Below are 17,020 nucleotides of genomic sequence, written 5' to 3' on the forward strand. Positions count from 1 at the left end.
GGGAGGTAGGCCCCTTGATAGATGTAAATAACTTTGAATATATGAAGATTGGACTTGCTTCACCTGACAAGATTCGTTCTTGGTCATACGGTGAAGTTAAGAAACCAGAAACTATTAACTATCGTACGTTAAAGCCTGAAAAAGATGGCTTGTTCTGTGAGCGTATTTTCGGACCACAAAAGGACTGGGAATGTCATTGCGGAAAATACAAACGTGTACGTTATAAAGGTGTAGTTTGTGATCGATGTGGCGTTGAAGTAACGCGTGCAAAAGTACGTCGTGAACGTATGGGTCATATCGAATTAGCTGCTCCTGTATCTCATATTTGGTATTTCAAAGGTATCCCGAGCCGCATGGGACTTGTCTTAGACATGTCCCCTCGCGCGCTTGAAGAAGTAATTTATTTCGCTTCTTATGTTGTAACAGAAGGTGGAGATACACCACTTGATAAGAAGCAATTACTTTCTGAAAAAGAATACCGTGCATATCGTGATCGATATGGTAGCACATTCCAAGCTGCTATGGGTGCAGAAGCAATTAAAAAGCTACTACAAGACATCGATTTAGATAAAGAAGTAGACTTCTTAAAAGAAGAATTAAAAACAGCACAAGGACAACGCCGTACTCGTGCTATTAAACGTCTAGAAGTATTAGAAGCATTCCGTAACTCTGGAAATGAACCGTCTTGGATGATCTTAGATGTTCTACCAGTAATCCCACCAGAACTACGCCCAATGGTACAGTTAGACGGTGGACGTTTTGCTACTTCTGACTTAAACGACTTATACCGTCGTGTAATTAACCGTAACAACCGTTTAAAACGTCTATTGGACTTAGGTGCACCAAGCATCATCGTTCAAAACGAAAAACGTATGTTACAAGAAGCTGTAGACGCATTAATCGATAATGGTCGTCGTGGCCGTCCAGTTACTGGGCCAGGTAACCGTCCATTAAAATCACTATCTCACATGCTAAAAGGTAAACAAGGACGTTTCCGTCAAAACTTATTAGGTAAACGTGTTGACTACTCTGGTCGTTCTGTAATCGTTGTAGGACCGAACTTAAAGATGTATCAATGTGGATTGCCAAAAGAAATGGCGCTTGAACTGTTCAAACCTTTCGTAATGAAAGAGTTAGTTGAAAAAGGATTAGCACATAACATTAAGAGTGCGAAACGTAAAATCGAGCGTGTACAACCTGAAGTTTGGGACGTTTTAGAGTCTGTGATTAAAGAACATCCAGTACTTCTAAACCGCGCACCAACACTTCACCGTCTTGGTATCCAGGCGTTTGAACCTACATTAGTAGAAGGTCGCGCAATCCGTCTTCACCCACTTGTATGTACTGCATACAACGCGGACTTTGACGGTGACCAAATGGCCGTTCACGTACCTTTATCATCAGAAGCTCAAGCTGAAGCTCGTCTTCTTATGTTAGCGGCACAAAACATCTTGAACCCGAAAGACGGTAAACCAGTTGTTACTCCATCTCAGGATATGGTATTAGGTAACTATTACTTAACACTTGAGCGTGAAGGTGCAATCGGTGAAGGTATGGTCTTCAAAGATGCAAACGAAGCATTGCTTGCATATCAAAATGGATATGTTCATCTTCATACACGTGTTGCAGTAGCTGCAAGTGCAGTAAACAACGCAACATTTACTGAAGAGCAAAAGAGTATGCTTCTATTAACAACAGTTGGTAAATTAATATTTAACGAAATCTTACCAGAGTCGTTCCCTTATATTAATGAACCAACAAATTCAAACCTTGAAAAAGAAACACCAGCGAAATATTTCGTTGAAAAAGGTGCGAACATTAAAGAAATTATTGCTAGTCGCGAAGAAGTGGCGCCATTTAGCAAGAAGATCCTTGGTAACATCATTGCGGAAGTGTTCAAACGTTTCCAAATTACAGAAACGTCTCGCATGCTTGACCGTATGAAAAACTTAGGATTCAAGTACTCTACAAAAGCTGGTATTACAGTTGGAGTATCTGACATTCTTGTATTAGGCGAAAAAGATGAAATTCTCCACGAAGCACAAGCAAAAGTAGATAATGTAATTAAACAATTCCGTCGCGGTTTAATCACGGAAGAAGAACGTTACGATCGCGTTATCTCTATTTGGAGTAATGCAAAAGATGTTATCCAAGGAAAACTGATGAAATCCTTGAATAAACGCAACCCAATCTTCATGATGAGTGACTCAGGTGCCCGTGGTAACGCATCTAACTTTACTCAGCTTGCTGGTATGCGTGGTCTTATGGCCAATCCATCTGGTCGTATCATCGAACTTCCAATCAAATCGAGTTTCCGTGAAGGTTTAACAGTACTTGAGTACTTCATCTCTACGCATGGTGCGCGTAAAGGTCTTGCCGATACAGCACTTAAAACTGCCGATTCTGGTTACTTAACACGTCGTCTTGTTGACGTTGCACAAGATGTAATCGTTCGTGAAGATGATTGTGGAACAGATCGCGGTTTATTAATTGGTGCGATTAAAGAGGGTAATGAAGTTATCGAGTCATTATATGATCGTCTTGTTGGACGTTTTGCAAGAAAAACTGTAAAACATCCTGAAACAGGTGAAGTATTAGTTGCTGAAAATCAATTAATTACTGAAGATATCGCTCATATCGTTGAAAATTCGGGTGTTGAAACTGTAAACATTCGTTCAGCGTTTACGTGTAACACTCGCCACGGTGTATGTAAGAAGTGTTACGGTCGTAACTTAGCAACTGGAACAGACGTAGAAGTAGGAGAAGCGGTAGGTATTATCGCAGCTCAATCTATCGGTGAGCCAGGTACACAGTTAACGATGCGTACATTCCATACAGGTGGGGTTGCCGGAGATGATATTACTCAAGGTTTACCTCGTATCCAAGAGATCTTCGAAGCTCGTAATCCGAAAGGTCAGGCAGTTATCAGTGAAATCGACGGTGTTATCGCAGCGATCAACGACGTTAAAGATCGCCAAGAAGTAGTTGTACAGGGTGAAGTTGAAGCTCGTACGTATGCTATTCCTTACGGTGCTCGTCTGAAAGTAACTCCAGGACAGCCAATTAGCCACGGTAAAGAGTTAACAGAAGGTTCTATTGATCCGAAAGAATTACTAAAAGTAACGGACATTACGGCGGTTCAAGAATACTTATTACGTGAAGTTCAAAAAGTATACCGTATGCAAGGGGTAGAAATTGGTGACAAACACGTAGAGGTAATGGTACGTCAAATGTTACGTAAAGTTCGTGTAAGTGATGCAGGTGAAACAGATGTATTACCAGGAACATTACTAGATATCCATCAGTTTACTGATGCGAATGCTAAGGTCTTACTGCAAGGTAAGCAACCAGCAACAGCTAGACCTGTTCTACTTGGTATTACAAAAGCTTCACTTGAAACAGATTCATTCTTATCTGCAGCATCGTTCCAAGAAACAACTCGTGTCTTAACTGATGCAGCAATTAAGGGTAAACGCGATGAACTTCTAGGATTAAAAGAAAATGTTATTATCGGTAAACTTGTTCCTGCTGGAACAGGTATGAATCGTTATCGCAAAGTGGATCTTGTAAAAACAACACAAGATGACATGAACGTAGAAAACGATGAGGTTTATGTGGAACAGTAAAATTTTCCGTCATAAATTTTGTATAAAAACAATTAATCTTAGTTGACATTGTATGAGTCAAAATGTTACTATAATCAAGGTTGCTCCTGAACGATGCTTTGGAGGATATTTATATGTCTTATCAAAAAGTATCAACTGCTGAAAATGTAGTCGTTGGTCATAAACGCACATTGGAAGCAATCAAAAATGGTACAGTTAAAGAAGTTGTCATCGCAGAGGATGCTGACATGCGGTTAACCCATGCTATCATTCGTATTGCAATGCAATATAACGTGCCCATAACAAAAGTTGAATCAGTTCGTAAGCTTGGTAAAGCTTCGGGGATTCAAGTGGGAGCTTCAGCAATAGGAATAATAAGTTAAAACTGTTTTTGTGAGGAGAGAGCATTTGCTCTTCCTTGCAAAAACTTTGTTTTCAACTAATAATGAACCACCTGGATATGTGGTCATACAAATATGCGAAGGGAGGATAATCAAATGCCTACTATTAACCAATTAGTGAGAAATGGTCGTACTGATAAAGTATGGAAATCTAAATCACCTGCGTTAAACAAAGGTTTTAACTCTTTAAAGAAAAAATCAACTGATATCTCTGCACCTCAAAAACGTGGTGTATGTACTCGTGTTGGTACAATGACTCCAAAGAAACCTAACTCAGCGTTACGTAAATACGCTCGTGTACGTTTAACAAACGGTATCGAGGTTACAGCTTACATCCCAGGTATCGGTCATAACCTACAAGAGCATAGCGTAGTATTAATTCGCGGTGGTCGTGTAAAGGATTTACCGGGGGTACGTTACCACATCGTTCGTGGTGCGCTTGACACAGCTGGTGTTGACAAACGTATGCAAGGACGTTCTAAATATGGTACTAAGAGACCAAAACCTGCTAAAAAATAATAACTTTAAAATGAAAGGAGGAACTCAATATGCCTCGTAAAGGACCTGTTGCGAAACGTGACGTGTTACCAGATCCAATGTACAATTCGAAGCTAGTAACACGCCTTATCAACAAAATGATGGTTGACGGTAAAAAAGGTAAATCTCAAACAATTCTTTATAATGCGTTCGATATCGTAAACGAACGTACTGGTAAAGAGCCAATGGAAGTATTCGAGCAAGCTCTTAAGAACATCATGCCTGTTCTTGAAGTACGCGCTCGTCGTGTTGGTGGTGCTAACTACCAAGTTCCAGTTGAGGTTCGTCCAGAACGCCGTACAACTTTAGGTCTTCGTTGGTTAGTAAACTACGCTCGTCTTCGTGGTGAAAAAACTATGGAAGAGCGTCTTGCTAACGAAATCTTAGATGCAGCTAACAACGCTGGTGCATCTGTTAAGAAACGTGAAGACACTCATAAAATGGCAGAAGCTAACAAAGCATTTGCTCATTACCGTTGGTAGGATTCAACGTAAAATAAATGTAAGCATAAACCGCTTTATTTGTCGCTTATGGAAGTGTGGAGAGGGAGAATGCCTCTCCCTTTCATCGGGCGCTCGTTTTACATAATGAGAGTACTGGACATACTGACATGTGTAACAATATAAAGTGGCTTTTTTGCTACTTAAAATAAAAAAATCCAATCCATATATGGAAGGAGCAAGACACCAAATGGCAAGAGAGTTCTCTTTAGAAAACACTCGTAATATTGGTATCATGGCTCACATCGATGCTGGTAAAACAACAGCAACTGAGCGTATTCTGTACTACACAGGACGTATTCATAAAATCGGTGAAACTCACGAAGGTGCATCTCAGATGGACTGGATGGAGCAAGAGCAAGAGCGTGGTATCACAATTACTTCTGCTGCAACTACAGCACAATGGAAAGGTCATCGTGTAAACATCATTGATACTCCAGGACACGTAGATTTCACAGTAGAAGTAGAACGTTCTTTACGCGTACTTGATGGCGCTGTAGCAGTACTTGATGCGCAATCTGGTGTAGAACCACAAACAGAAACTGTTTGGCGTCAGGCTACTACTTACGGCGTACCTCGTATCGTATTCGTTAACAAAATGGATAAGATCGGTGCAGATTTCTTATACTCTGTAGGAACAATCCACGATCGTTTACAAGCAAACGCACATCCAATTCAGTTACCAATCGGTGCTGAAGATGAGTTCAATGGTATCATTGACCTTGTTGAAGAGTGTGCTTACATGTACGGTAACGATTTAGGAACAGACATTCAACGTGTTGAAATTCCTGAAGAGCACAAAGAATTAGCTGAAGAATACCGTGGAAAACTTATTGAAGCGGTAGCTGAGCTTGATGAAGAAATGATGATGAAGTACCTAGAAGGTGAAGAAATCACTGTAGAAGAGCTTAAAGCTGGTATCCGTAAGGCTACAACTTCTGTAGAATTCTTCCCAGTAATCTGTGGTTCTGCATTCAAAAACAAAGGTGTTCAAATTCTGTTAGACGCAGTTATCGACTACCTTCCATCTCCACTAGATGTACCTGCTATTAAAGGTACTCTACCGGATACAGATGAAGAAGTAGAACGTAAGTCTAGCGATGAAGAACCATTCGCAGCTTTAGCATTCAAAATCATGACTGACCCTTATGTTGGTAAGTTAACGTTCTTCCGTGTGTACTCTGGTGTGTTAAACTCTGGATCATACGTGAAAAACTCAACTAAAGGTAAGCGTGAGCGTGTAGGTCGTATCCTACAAATGCACGCTAACAGCCGTGAAGAGATTTCAACAGTTTACGCTGGTGATATCGCTGCTGCTGTAGGTTTAAAAGATACTACTACTGGTGATACTCTTTGTGACGAGAAGAGCCTTGTTATCCTTGAGTCTATGGAATTCCCAGAGCCAGTTATCTCTGTAGCTATCGAACCAAAATCTAAAGCTGACCAAGATAAAATGGGTACAGCATTATCTAAGCTTTCTGAAGAAGATCCAACATTCCGTGCTCACACTGACCAAGAAACTGGCCAAACTATCATCGCTGGTATGGGTGAACTTCACCTTGATATCATCGTTGACCGTATGCGCCGTGAATTCAAAGTGGAAGCAAACGTTGGTGCTCCTCAGGTAGCATACCGTGAGACTTTCCGCGCTGCTGCGAAAGTTGAAGGTAAGTTCGCTCGTCAATCTGGTGGTCGTGGACAATTCGGTCACGTTTGGATTGAGTTTGAACCTAACGAAGAAGGTAAAGGATTCGAATTCGAAAACAAGATCGTCGGTGGTGTAGTTCCTCGTGAATACATCCCAGCTGTTGGAGCAGGTCTTGAAGATGCACTTAAAAATGGTGTACTAGCTGGTTATCCACTAGTTGACATTAAAGCTGCATTAGTTGACGGATCTTACCATGATGTCGATTCATCTGAGATGGCGTTCAAAATCGCTGCATCTATGGCACTTAAAGCTGCGGTTTCTAAATGTAGCCCAGTAATTCTTGAGCCAATGATGAAAGTTGAAGTTGTAATTCCTGAAGAGTACATGGGTGACATTATGGGTGACGTAACATCTCGTCGTGGACGTGTAGAAGGTATGGAAGCTCGCGGTAACGCACAAGTTGTTCGCGCTATGGTTCCACTTTCTGAAATGTTCGGTTATGCAACGTCATTACGTTCTAACACTCAAGGACGCGGAACATTCTCTATGGTGTTTGACCACTATGAAGAAGTACCAAAGTCTGTTTCTGAAGAAATTATCAAAAAAAATAAAGGTGAATAATTGATTTTTATCGATTGTTCAAGTATAACTACTTATGTAAGCTTAGAAAGTGGGACGTAAGTTTCACTTTCTAGTCTAAATATAAAATAACCTATATAAACTAAGGAGGAATTTAGAATGGCTAAAGCTAAATTCGAACGTTCTAAACCCCATGTTAACATCGGTACAATCGGCCACGTTGACCATGGTAAAACTACATTAACTGCTGCGATCACTACAGTTCTTGCAAAAGCTGGTGGTGCTGAAGCACGCGGATACGATCAAATCGATGCTGCTCCAGAAGAAAGAGAGCGCGGTATCACAATCTCAACTGCACACGTTGAGTACGAAACTGAAACTCGTCACTATGCACACGTTGACTGCCCAGGTCACGCTGACTATGTTAAAAACATGATCACTGGTGCTGCTCAAATGGACGGCGGTATCTTAGTAGTATCTGCTGCTGATGGCCCAATGCCTCAAACACGTGAGCACATCCTTCTTTCTCGTCAAGTAGGTGTTCCTTACATCGTTGTATTCTTAAACAAATGCGACATGGTAGATGACGAAGAATTATTAGAATTAGTAGAAATGGAAGTTCGCGACCTATTATCTGAATACGGATTCCCAGGCGACGACATTCCTGTAATCAAAGGTTCTGCTCTTAAAGCTCTTCAAGGAGAAGCTGATTGGGAAGCAAAAATCATTGAATTAATGGCTGAAGTTGATGCTTACATCCCAACTCCAGAACGTGAAACTGACAAACCATTCTTAATGCCTGTAGAGGACGTATTCTCTATCACAGGTCGTGGTACAGTTGCTACTGGTCGTGTTGAGCGCGGTATCGTTAAAGTTGGTGACGTAGTAGAAATCATCGGTCTTGCTGAAGAAAATGCTTCTACAACTGTAACTGGTGTAGAGATGTTCCGTAAACTTCTTGACCAAGCTCAAGCTGGAGACAACATCGGTGCTTTACTTCGTGGGGTTGCTCGTGAAGACATCCAACGTGGACAAGTACTTGCAAAAAGCGGTTCTGTAAAAGCTCACGCTAAATTCAAAGCTGAAGTTTTCGTATTATCTAAAGAAGAAGGTGGACGTCACACTCCATTCTTCGCTAACTACCGTCCTCAGTTCTACTTCCGTACAACTGACGTAACTGGTATCATCCAATTACCAGAAGGTACTGAAATGGTAATGCCTGGTGACAACATCGAAATGACTATCGAACTTATCGCTCCAATCGCTATCGAAGAGGGAACTAAATTCTCTATTCGTGAAGGTGGACGTACAGTAGGTTACGGTGTAGTTGCTACTATCGTTGAGTAATCTTAACTGATATAAAAAAACCTAAGGGATTTTCCCTTAGGTTTTTTGTTTGCGTTTATATAAGGAAGAAGAGGGTGTTTTTTGTTTTGACGAGTTTCTTCTATAGTATTATAAAAACGACAAAAGATAATCCAAAAACTGTAAAATGAATTCTGTTAGATGAAAACTTGAAATTCTTTAAAGTGCCATGTATAATAGCAAAAGTAGAGAAAAGCAGATGCAAACAAAAAGATGCTTGCATCTAGACGAATAACATTGTATAATAGACAATGTTGGTCTTTGACTGCGATGAAGTGGAAGGTTGCTGACACACCCGGCCGCTTTGCCATGGCATGGTGTGGGGAAATTTCCATGGAGAAGGTCTATTTTAGAAATAGGCGAACGAAGGAGGGAAAATAATGGCAAAAGAAAAAATTCGTATCCGTTTAAAAGCTTACGATCACCGTATTCTTGATCAGTCAGCTGAGAAAATTGTAGAAACAGCTAAGCGTTCTGGGGCAACAGTTTCTGGTCCGATCCCATTACCAACTGAAAAAACTGTTTACACAATTCTTCGTGCTGTTCATAAGTACAAAGATTCTCGTGAGCAATTCGAAATGCGCACGCACAAACGTCTAATCGACATCGTGAGTCCTACTCCACAAACAGTAGATTCATTAATGCGTTTAGACTTACCATCTGGTGTAGATATCGAAATCAAACTATAATTTATATAACTTAAAAATGTAGGAGGTGTAACTCATGACCAAAGGAATCTTAGGAAGAAAGATCGGTATGACTCAAGTATTTGCTGAGAACGGTGAGTTAATCCCAGTAACAGTTATCGCTGCTAATCCAAACGTTGTTCTTCAAAAGAAAACAACTGAAACTGATGGCTACAATGCAATCCAGTTAGGATTTGAAGATAAACGTGAAAAGTTAACTAACAAACCTGAACAAGGCCACACTGCTAAAGCATCTACAACTCCTAAGCGCTTCATTCGCGAAATCCGCGATGCAGACGTGGACGGATTAGAGGTTGGTCAAGAGGTAAAAGTTGACGTATTCGCTACAGGTGAAATCGTTGATGTAACAGGAATTTCTAAAGGTAAAGGTTTCCAAGGTGTTATCAAACGCCACGGACAATCTCGCGGACCTATGTCTCATGGTTCTCGCTATCACCGTCGTCCAGGTTCAATGGGCCCAGTTGCTCCGAACCGTGTATTCAAAGGCAAAAAACTTGCTGGACGTATGGGTGGAGACCAAGTTACTATCCAAAACTTAGAAATCGTTCAAGTTGACACTGAGCGCAACTTATTACTAGTAAAAGGTAACGTTCCAGGTGCTAAGAAATCTCTTGTAGTTGTTCAAGGCGCTGTGAAGGTTAGCAAATAATTCACAATAGGAAGGAGGAATTCCAATGCCAAAAGTTACTGTATATAACCAAACTGGTTCACAGGTTGGTGAAATCGAATTAGCTGAAGCTATTTTCGGTATCGAACCAAATGAAGCTGTACTTTTTGAAGCTGTAATGATGCAACGTGCATCTTTACGTCAAGGTACACACAAAGTAAAAACTCGCTCTGAAGTTCGCGGTGGTGGTCGTAAACCATGGCGTCAAAAAGGAACTGGACGTGCTCGTCAAGGGTCTATCCGCTCTCCTCAATGGCGTGGTGGTGGTACGGTATTCGGACCTACACCAAGAAGCTATGCGTACAAACTTCCTAAGAAAGTTCGTCGTTTAGCAATCAAATCTGCATTAGCTACTAAAGTAGTTGAGAACAACATTGTAGTTCTTGAAGACCTAGTGTTAAATGCACCAAAAACAAAAGATATGCTAGCAGTACTTAAAGGATTAACTGTTGAGAAGAAAGCTCTTATCGTAACTGCTGATGCAAACGAATCTGTAGAGTTATCTGCTCGCAATATCCCTGGAGTAACAGTAATCACTGCTGATGGCGTAAACGTTTTAGACGTGCTTCATCATGATAAGCTAATCATGACAAAAGCGGCAGTGGAAAAAGTAGAGGAGGTGCTTGCATAATGAGAGATCCTCGTGATATCATTAAGCGCCCAGTTATCACTGAACGTTCTATGGAAATGATGGCTGAAAAAAAATACACGTTCGATGTGGACGTTAAATCTAATAAAACAGAAGTTAAAGATGCTCTTGAAGCGATCTTTGGTGTTAAAGTAGAAAAAGTGAACATCATGAACTACAAGCCGAAAGCAAAACGCGTTGGTCGTCACGCTGGTTTTACTAGCCGTCGTCGTAAAGCAATCGTTAAGCTAACTGCTGACAGCAAAGAAATCGAAATCTTCCAAGGCGTTTAATTCTTACTAAAGAAGGAGGGAAATTGAGATGGGAATCAAAAAGTATAATCCAACTACTAACGGTCGTCGTAATATGACTACGAATGATTTCGCTGAAATCACGACTGATAGACCCGAAAAGTCATTACTTGCTCCTTTAAGCAAGAAGGCTGGTCGTAATAACCAAGGTAAAATCACTGTACGTCATCAAGGTGGCGGACATAAGCGTCAATACCGTATCATCGACTTTAAGCGTAACAAAGATGGAATTCCAGGACGCGTTGCTACGATCGAATACGATCCAAACCGCTCTGCGAATATCGCATTAATTAACTACGTTGACGGTGAAAAACGTTACATTCTTGCTCCTAAATCTTTAGAAGTAGGTATGGAAGTTATGTCTGGCCCAGAAGCTGACATTAAAATCGGTAACGCATTACCATTAATCAACATTCCAGTAGGTACTGTTGTTCATAACATCGAGCTTAAGCCTGGTCGTGGCGGACAATTAGTTCGTTCTGCTGGTACATCTGCTCAAGTACTTGGTAAAGAAGGTAAATACGTACTTGTACGTTTAACTTCTGGTGAAGTACGTCTTGTATTATCTGCTTGTCGCGCTTCAATCGGTCAAGTAGGTAACGAACAACACGAACTTATCAAAATCGGTAAAGCAGGTCGCTCTCGCTGGTTAGGTAAACGCCCAACAGTTCGTGGTTCTGTAATGAACCCTGTTGATCACCCACACGGTGGTGGTGAAGGACGTTCTCCAATCGGACGTAAGTCTCCAATGTCTCCATGGGGTAAACCAACTCTTGGATTCAAGACTCGTAAGAAAAACAAAGCGTCTGACAAATTTATCGTTCGTCGTCGTAAAAAATAATGGGATTGTAGTACGGTTCATTTCTAGAACCGTACGCCAATCACGAAGGGAGGCACCAAAATGGCTCGTAGCTTAAAAAAAGGACCATTTGTCGATGATCACTTAATGAGCAAAATGGAAAAATTAGTTGCATCTGAGCAAAAACAAGTTGTTAAAACTTGGTCTCGCCGTTCAACAATCTTCCCTCAGTTCATCGGACACACAATCGCTGTATATGATGGTCGTAAACACGTACCTGTGTACATCACTGAGGATATGGTTGGCCATAAGTTAGGTGAATTCGCACCAACTCGTACGTACAAAGGTCACCTTGCTGACGATAAGAAAACTAGAAGATAATGAGAGGAGGCACTTCAATGCAAGCTAAAGCAGTAGCGAGAACAGTTCGTATTGCTCCTCGTAAAGTTCGTTTAGTAGTAGACTTAATCCGAGGTAAGCAAGTGGGTGAAGCGATTGCTATCCTTAACCACACACCAAAAACTGCTTCTCCAGTTGTAGAAAAAGTTTTAAAATCTGCAATCGCAAATGCAGAGCACAATTATGAGATGGACATTAACAACCTAGTTGTAGAAAAAGTTTTCGTTGACGAAGGTCCAACGTTAAAACGTTTCCGTCCACGTGCAATGGGTCGTGCAAGCCAAATTAACAAACGCACAAGCCACATCACAGTTGTGGTATCAGAAAAGAAGGAGGGATAATCGATGGGTCAAAAGGTTAATCCAATTGGTCTTCGTGTCGGCGTTATCCGTGACTGGGAATCTCGTTGGTTCGCTGAGAAAGATTACGCTACATTATTACATGAAGACATCAAAATCCGTGAGTACATTAATGTACGCTTAAAAGATTCTGCTGTTGCTAAAGTAGAAATCGAACGTGCAGCAAATCGTGTAAATGTTACAATTCACACTGCAAAACCTGGTATGGTAATTGGTAAAGGTGGTACTGAAGTTGAAGCACTTCGTAAAGCTCTTAACCAATTAACAGGCAAGCGTGTACACATCAACATTTTAGAAGTTAAGAGAGCTGATCTTAACGCTAAATTAGTAGGCGAAAACATCGCTCGTCAATTAGAAAACCGTGTATCATTCCGTCGTGCACAAAAGCAAGTTATTCAACGTGCTATGCGTGCAGGTGCTAAAGGTATTAAAACACAGGTTTCTGGTCGTCTTGGCGGAGCTGATATCGCTCGTGCAGAATCTTACAGTGAAGGAACTGTTCCACTTCATACACTTCGCGCTGATATTGACTATGCAGCAGTTGAAGCTGATACAACATACGGTAAATTAGGCGTAAAAGTATGGATCTACCGTGGAGAAGTCCTTCCTACAAAAAAGAAAGCTTCTGAGGAAGGAGGAAAATAATATGTTAATGCCAAAACGCGTAAAATATCGTAGAGAGCATCGTGGTAAAATGCGTGGTCGTGCTAAAGGTGGAACTGAAATTGCTTTCGGTGAATTCGGTTTACAAGCACAAGCTGCTTCATGGATTACAAACCGTCAAATCGAAGCTGCTCGTCGTGCAATGACTCGTTACATGAAACGTGGCGGTAAAGTATGGATTAAAATTTTCCCTTCTAAACCTTACACTGCAAAACCTCTAGAAGTACGTATGGGTTCCGGTAAAGGGGCACCAGAAGGCTGGGTAGCAGTAGTAAAACCTGGGAAAATTATGTTCGAAATCGCGGGTGTATCTGAAGAGGTAGCACGCGAAGCATTACGTCTTGCAGCTCACAAGTTACCTGTGAAATGTAAATTCGTAAAACGTGAAGAAAATGGTGGTGAATCTAATGAAAACTAATGATATTCGTGAATTAACCACTGCCGAAATCGAAACAAAAGTTAAAGCTTTAAAGGAAGAGTTGTTTAATCTTCGCTTCCAACTTGCTACAGGACAATTAGAGAATCCAACTCGCATTCGTGAAGTGCGTAAAGCAATTGCTCGTATGAAAACTGTAGTTCGTGAAAGAGAGATCGGAATTAATCGATAAATTGAGGGGAGGTTTGCATAGTGAGCGAACGTAACCAACGCAAAGTTTATACTGGTCGTGTAGTGTCTGACAAAATGGACAAAACGATTACAGTTTTAGTTGAAACTTACAAAACTCATTCCTTGTACGGAAAACGTGTTAAGTATTCTAAGAAGTACAAAGCCCATGATGAGCAAAACCAAGCGAAACTTGGCGATATCGTTAAAATCATGGAAACTCGCCCGCTTTCTGCTACTAAGCGTTTCCGTTTAGTTGAAATCGTTGAAGAAGCGGTTATTATCTAAATAGACGAATCGGAATTTTTAGTCCGAAGGGAGGTTTCATAACATGATCCAACAAGAATCTCGTTTGAAAGTTGCTGACAACTCTGGTGCACGTGAACTTTTAACAATTAAAGTATTAGGCGGCTCTGGTCGTAAATATGCTAACATTGGTGACATTATCGTTGCTACGGTAAAACAAGCAACACCAGGTGGCGTTGTTAAAAAAGGTGACGTTGTTAAAGCAGTAGTAGTACGTACGAAGAGCGGAGCTCGTCGTCCGGACGGTTCTTACATCAAATTTGATGAAAACGCAGCGGTTATCATTAAAGACGATAAGAGCCCACGTGGTACTCGTATCTTCGGACCAGTAGCTCGTGAATTACGTGATAGCAACTTCATGAAGATCGTTTCTTTAGCTCCAGAAGTTCTATAATTTAAGGTATTGCCTTGCTAAGGAGGTGCAGAATTAAGATGCATGTAAAAAAAGGTGATAAAGTACAGGTAATCACTGGTAAAGACAAAGGAAAACAAGGCGTTATCCTTGTGGCTTTCCCAAAGCAAAACCGTGTTATCGTTGAGGGTGTCAATATCGTTAAGAAGCACTCTAAGCCATCTCAATTAAATCCACAAGGTGGAATTATTACTAAAGAAGCACCTATTCACGTTTCTAACGTTATGATTTTAGATCCGAAAACAGGTGAACCTACTCGCGTAGGCTTCAAAGTAGAAGATGGTAAAAAAGTTCGTATTGCAAAAAAATCTGGTGAATTATTAGATAAATAATTTTCTTAAGAAAGGAGGTCACTTCATTGAATCGCCTTAAAGAGAAGTTCCAAAAGGAAATTACTCCTGCTCTAGTGAGCAAGTTTAACTATAAATCTGTAATGCAGGTACCAAAAATCGAAAAGATCGTAATCAACACTGGTGTTGGTGACGCGGTATCTAACTCAAAAGCGTTAGACAACGCAGTAGAAGAATTAACACAAATCACAGGTCAAAAACCTGTTGTAACTCGTGCTAAAAAATCAATCGCTGGTTTCCGTCTTCGTGAAGGTATGCCAATCGGTGCGAAAGTAACTTTACGCGGCGAGCAAATGTATGAGTTCTTCGACAAATTAGTATCAGTTTCTTTACCACGTGTACGTGATTTCCGTGGTGTTTCTAAGAAATCATTCGATGGTCGTGGAAACTATACATTAGGTGTTAAAGAGCAACTTATTTTCCCTGAGATTGATTATGATAAAGTAAGCAAAGTCCGCGGTATGGACATCGTAATCGTTACTACAGCGAAAACTGATGAAGAAGCTCGTGAACTTTTAACACAATTCGGTATGCCATTCCAAAAATAATGGAAGCCAACGCTAAGTAGAGGAGGCGAAAACGTGGCTAAAAAATCTATGATAGCGAAACAAAAGCGTACTCCTAAGTTTAAAGTACAAGAGTATACACGTTGCGAACGCTGCGGTCGTCCGCATTCTGTATACCGCAAATTTAAACTTTGCCGTATTTGTTTCCGTGAACTTGCATATAAAGGTCAAATTCCTGGTGTTAAAAAAGCTAGTTGGTAAAACCCACAAATGGGAAGGAGGTAAAACACATGGTGATGACAGATCCAATTGCAGACATGCTTACTCGCATCCGTAATGCGAACATGGTACGTCATGAGAAATTAGAGGTTCCTGCTTCTAAAATCAAAAAAGAGATCGCTGAACTTTTAAAACGTGAAGGTTTCATTCGTGATGTAGAATACATCGAGGATAACAAACAAGGTATCCTTCGTATTTTCCTGAAATATGGTGCAAACAATGAACGTGTAATCACTGGATTAAAACGTATCAGTAAACCTGGCTTACGCGTTTACGCTAAAGCTGACGAAGTACCACGTGTACTTAACGGATTAGGTATCGCTCTTGTTTCTACATCTAAGGGAGTAATGACAGACAAAGACGCTCGTCAATTACAAACTGGTGGAGAAGTAGTAGCATACGTTTGGTAATATATATTTAAAACGAACGGAGGTGTGACCACATGTCTCGTATTGGTAAAAAGATTCTTGAAATCCCTGCAGGTGTTACTATTACAGTTGCAGAAGACAATACTGTAACAGTAAAAGGCCCTAAAGGTGAATTAACTCGTACTTTCAATGCTGATATGCTTATCAAAATTGAAGAGAATACATTAACAGTTGAGCGTCCATCTGAACAGAAGGAACACCGTGCATTACACGGTACAACTCGTGCTTTAATCGGAAACATGGTTGAAGGTGTAACTGAAGGTTTCGCACGCGGACTTGAATTAGTCGGTGTTGGTTACCGTGCTCAAAAACAAGGTGATAAACTTGTATTAAGCGTAGGTTATTCTCATCCAGTAGAAATGACTCCGGAAGCAGGTCTTGAAGTTGAAGTACCTGCACCAACTAAGATCGTAATTAAAGGTATCGACAAGCAACGTGTTGGCGAATTCGCTGCTAACATCCGTGCTGTACGTGCTCCTGAGCCTTACAAAGGTAAAGGTATTCGTTACGAAGGCGAAGTTGTTCGTCGTAAAGAAGGTAAAACTGCTAAGTAAACCCGTTAGGTGAGAGAAAGGAGTGACAAGAATGATCACTAAAGCTGATAAAAATGCGACTCGTAAGAAAAGACATGCACGTGTACGTGCTAAACTTACTGGTACTGCAGAGCGTCCACGTTTAAACGTGTTCCGTTCTAACCAACATATTTACGCTCAAGTTATTGATGATGTGAATGGTGTAACGTTAGTAAGTGCATCTACTCTTGATAAAGACCTTGCTCTTAACGGTACTAGCAATATTGAAGCTGCTACGAAAGTTGGAGAATCAGTTGCTAAGCGTGCTGTAGAGAAAGGCGTTAAAGAAGTAGTATTTGATCGCGGTGGTTACTTATACCATGGCCGTGTTAAAGCTCTAGCTGAAGCTGCTCGTGAGGCTGGATTACAATTTTAATGGTCAAAGGAGGGAAAAT

The 17,020-nt window shown here is 40.8% G+C and carries 24 protein-coding genes; all 24 read left to right on the plus strand.

Going from position 1 to position 17,020, the window contains the following annotated elements; all coding sequences use genetic code 11:
* Positions 1-14 precede the first annotated feature (14 nt).
* The 24 genes from rpoC (at position 15) to rplR (ending at position 17,001) form a co-directional block, all read left to right on the plus strand.
* Entirely contained in the window at positions 15-3,626 is a 3,612-nt protein-coding gene (rpoC, locus tag ACUN13_RS28860) for a DNA-directed RNA polymerase subunit beta' (RefSeq protein WP_445424075.1), read from the plus strand.
* Between the two features lie 113 nt (positions 3,627-3,739).
* Positions 3,740-3,988 (plus strand): 50S ribosomal protein L7ae-like protein, encoded by a 249-nt coding sequence (locus ACUN13_RS28865; protein WP_000121836.1) that lies wholly within the window; start codon positions 3,740-3,742, stop codon positions 3,986-3,988.
* A 114-nt stretch (positions 3,989-4,102) separates the two neighbouring features.
* On the plus strand, positions 4,103-4,525 hold the full coding sequence (gene rpsL / locus ACUN13_RS28870; protein WP_001142341.1) for a 30S ribosomal protein S12: 423 nt from the start codon (positions 4,103-4,105) through the stop codon (positions 4,523-4,525).
* Between the two features lie 29 nt (positions 4,526-4,554).
* On the plus strand, positions 4,555-5,025 hold the full coding sequence (gene rpsG / locus ACUN13_RS28875) for a 30S ribosomal protein S7 (RefSeq protein ID WP_001137491.1): 471 nt from the start codon (positions 4,555-4,557) through the stop codon (positions 5,023-5,025).
* 208 nt (positions 5,026-5,233) lie between these two features.
* Positions 5,234-7,312, plus strand: coding sequence for an elongation factor G (fusA, locus tag ACUN13_RS28880; RefSeq protein WP_000090370.1), 2,079 nt, complete (start codon positions 5,234-5,236; stop codon positions 7,310-7,312).
* Between the two features lie 117 nt (positions 7,313-7,429).
* The gene (tuf, locus tag ACUN13_RS28885) at positions 7,430-8,617 is read left to right on the plus strand and encodes an elongation factor Tu (protein WP_001029614.1); all 1,188 of its coding nucleotides are present in this window, start codon (positions 7,430-7,432) and stop codon (positions 8,615-8,617) included.
* Positions 8,618-9,015: 398 nt separating this feature from the next.
* Complete coding sequence (gene rpsJ, locus ACUN13_RS28890; protein ID WP_001040596.1) at positions 9,016-9,324, plus strand: 30S ribosomal protein S10; 309 nt, start codon at positions 9,016-9,018, stop codon at positions 9,322-9,324.
* Between the two features lie 34 nt (positions 9,325-9,358).
* Entirely contained in the window at positions 9,359-9,991 is a 633-nt protein-coding gene (gene rplC, locus ACUN13_RS28895; RefSeq protein ID WP_000160207.1) for a 50S ribosomal protein L3, read from the plus strand.
* A 25-nt stretch (positions 9,992-10,016) separates the two neighbouring features.
* Positions 10,017-10,640 (plus strand): 50S ribosomal protein L4, encoded by a 624-nt coding sequence (rplD, locus tag ACUN13_RS28900; RefSeq protein ID WP_001127258.1) that lies wholly within the window; start codon positions 10,017-10,019, stop codon positions 10,638-10,640.
* Positions 10,640-10,930, plus strand: a complete 291-nt coding sequence (rplW, locus tag ACUN13_RS28905; protein WP_001205558.1) for a 50S ribosomal protein L23 — start codon at positions 10,640-10,642, stop codon at positions 10,928-10,930. The genes rplD and rplW overlap by 1 nt, the downstream gene beginning before the upstream one ends.
* Before the next feature lie 28 nt (positions 10,931-10,958).
* On the plus strand, positions 10,959-11,789 hold the full coding sequence (gene rplB, locus ACUN13_RS28910; protein ID WP_000511583.1) for a 50S ribosomal protein L2: 831 nt from the start codon (positions 10,959-10,961) through the stop codon (positions 11,787-11,789).
* Positions 11,790-11,849: 60 nt separating this feature from the next.
* Positions 11,850-12,128, plus strand: a complete 279-nt coding sequence (rpsS, locus tag ACUN13_RS28915; RefSeq protein WP_000124454.1) for a 30S ribosomal protein S19 — start codon at positions 11,850-11,852, stop codon at positions 12,126-12,128.
* 17 nt (positions 12,129-12,145) lie between these two features.
* Positions 12,146-12,487 carry a 50S ribosomal protein L22 gene (gene rplV / locus ACUN13_RS28920; protein WP_001148024.1) on the plus strand — a complete coding sequence of 114 codons (342 nt, stop codon included), beginning with the start codon at positions 12,146-12,148 and terminating at the stop codon, positions 12,485-12,487.
* 3 nt (positions 12,488-12,490) lie between these two features.
* Positions 12,491-13,150: a 30S ribosomal protein S3 gene (rpsC, locus tag ACUN13_RS28925; RefSeq protein WP_000529956.1), complete on the plus strand. Its 660-nt coding sequence runs from the start codon at positions 12,491-12,493 to the stop codon at positions 13,148-13,150.
* Between the two features lies 1 nt (position 13,151).
* Complete coding sequence (gene rplP / locus ACUN13_RS28930; RefSeq protein WP_000928969.1) at positions 13,152-13,586, plus strand: 50S ribosomal protein L16; 435 nt, start codon at positions 13,152-13,154, stop codon at positions 13,584-13,586.
* A complete protein-coding gene (gene rpmC / locus ACUN13_RS28935) occupies positions 13,576-13,776 on the plus strand; it encodes a 50S ribosomal protein L29 (RefSeq protein ID WP_000855718.1) in 201 nt (66 codons plus the stop codon). The genes rplP and rpmC overlap by 11 nt, the downstream gene beginning before the upstream one ends.
* Before the next feature lie 20 nt (positions 13,777-13,796).
* A complete protein-coding gene (gene rpsQ / locus ACUN13_RS28940) occupies positions 13,797-14,060 on the plus strand; it encodes a 30S ribosomal protein S17 (protein ID WP_000004106.1) in 264 nt (87 codons plus the stop codon).
* A 43-nt stretch (positions 14,061-14,103) separates the two neighbouring features.
* Positions 14,104-14,472: a 50S ribosomal protein L14 gene (gene rplN, locus ACUN13_RS28945; protein WP_000615912.1), complete on the plus strand. Its 369-nt coding sequence runs from the start codon at positions 14,104-14,106 to the stop codon at positions 14,470-14,472.
* A gap of 38 nt (positions 14,473-14,510) precedes the next feature.
* A complete protein-coding gene (gene rplX / locus ACUN13_RS28950) occupies positions 14,511-14,822 on the plus strand; it encodes a 50S ribosomal protein L24 (protein WP_000558200.1) in 312 nt (103 codons plus the stop codon).
* Positions 14,823-14,848: 26 nt separating this feature from the next.
* Positions 14,849-15,388 (plus strand): 50S ribosomal protein L5, encoded by a 540-nt coding sequence (rplE, locus tag ACUN13_RS28955; RefSeq protein WP_001080831.1) that lies wholly within the window; start codon positions 14,849-14,851, stop codon positions 15,386-15,388.
* A gap of 33 nt (positions 15,389-15,421) precedes the next feature.
* Entirely contained in the window at positions 15,422-15,607 is a 186-nt protein-coding gene (gene rpsN / locus ACUN13_RS28960) for a 30S ribosomal protein S14 (protein WP_001085700.1), read from the plus strand.
* A gap of 29 nt (positions 15,608-15,636) precedes the next feature.
* The gene (gene rpsH, locus ACUN13_RS28965) at positions 15,637-16,035 is read left to right on the plus strand and encodes a 30S ribosomal protein S8 (protein ID WP_000245511.1); all 399 of its coding nucleotides are present in this window, start codon (positions 15,637-15,639) and stop codon (positions 16,033-16,035) included.
* A 32-nt stretch (positions 16,036-16,067) separates the two neighbouring features.
* Complete coding sequence (gene rplF, locus ACUN13_RS28970; protein WP_000086558.1) at positions 16,068-16,607, plus strand: 50S ribosomal protein L6; 540 nt, start codon at positions 16,068-16,070, stop codon at positions 16,605-16,607.
* A gap of 31 nt (positions 16,608-16,638) precedes the next feature.
* Positions 16,639-17,001 carry a 50S ribosomal protein L18 gene (gene rplR, locus ACUN13_RS28975; protein ID WP_000628816.1) on the plus strand — a complete coding sequence of 121 codons (363 nt, stop codon included), beginning with the start codon at positions 16,639-16,641 and terminating at the stop codon, positions 16,999-17,001.
* Positions 17,002-17,020 lie beyond the last annotated feature (19 nt).

It is taken from the genome of Bacillus cereus group sp. Bce041 (genome assembly GCF_052646455.1).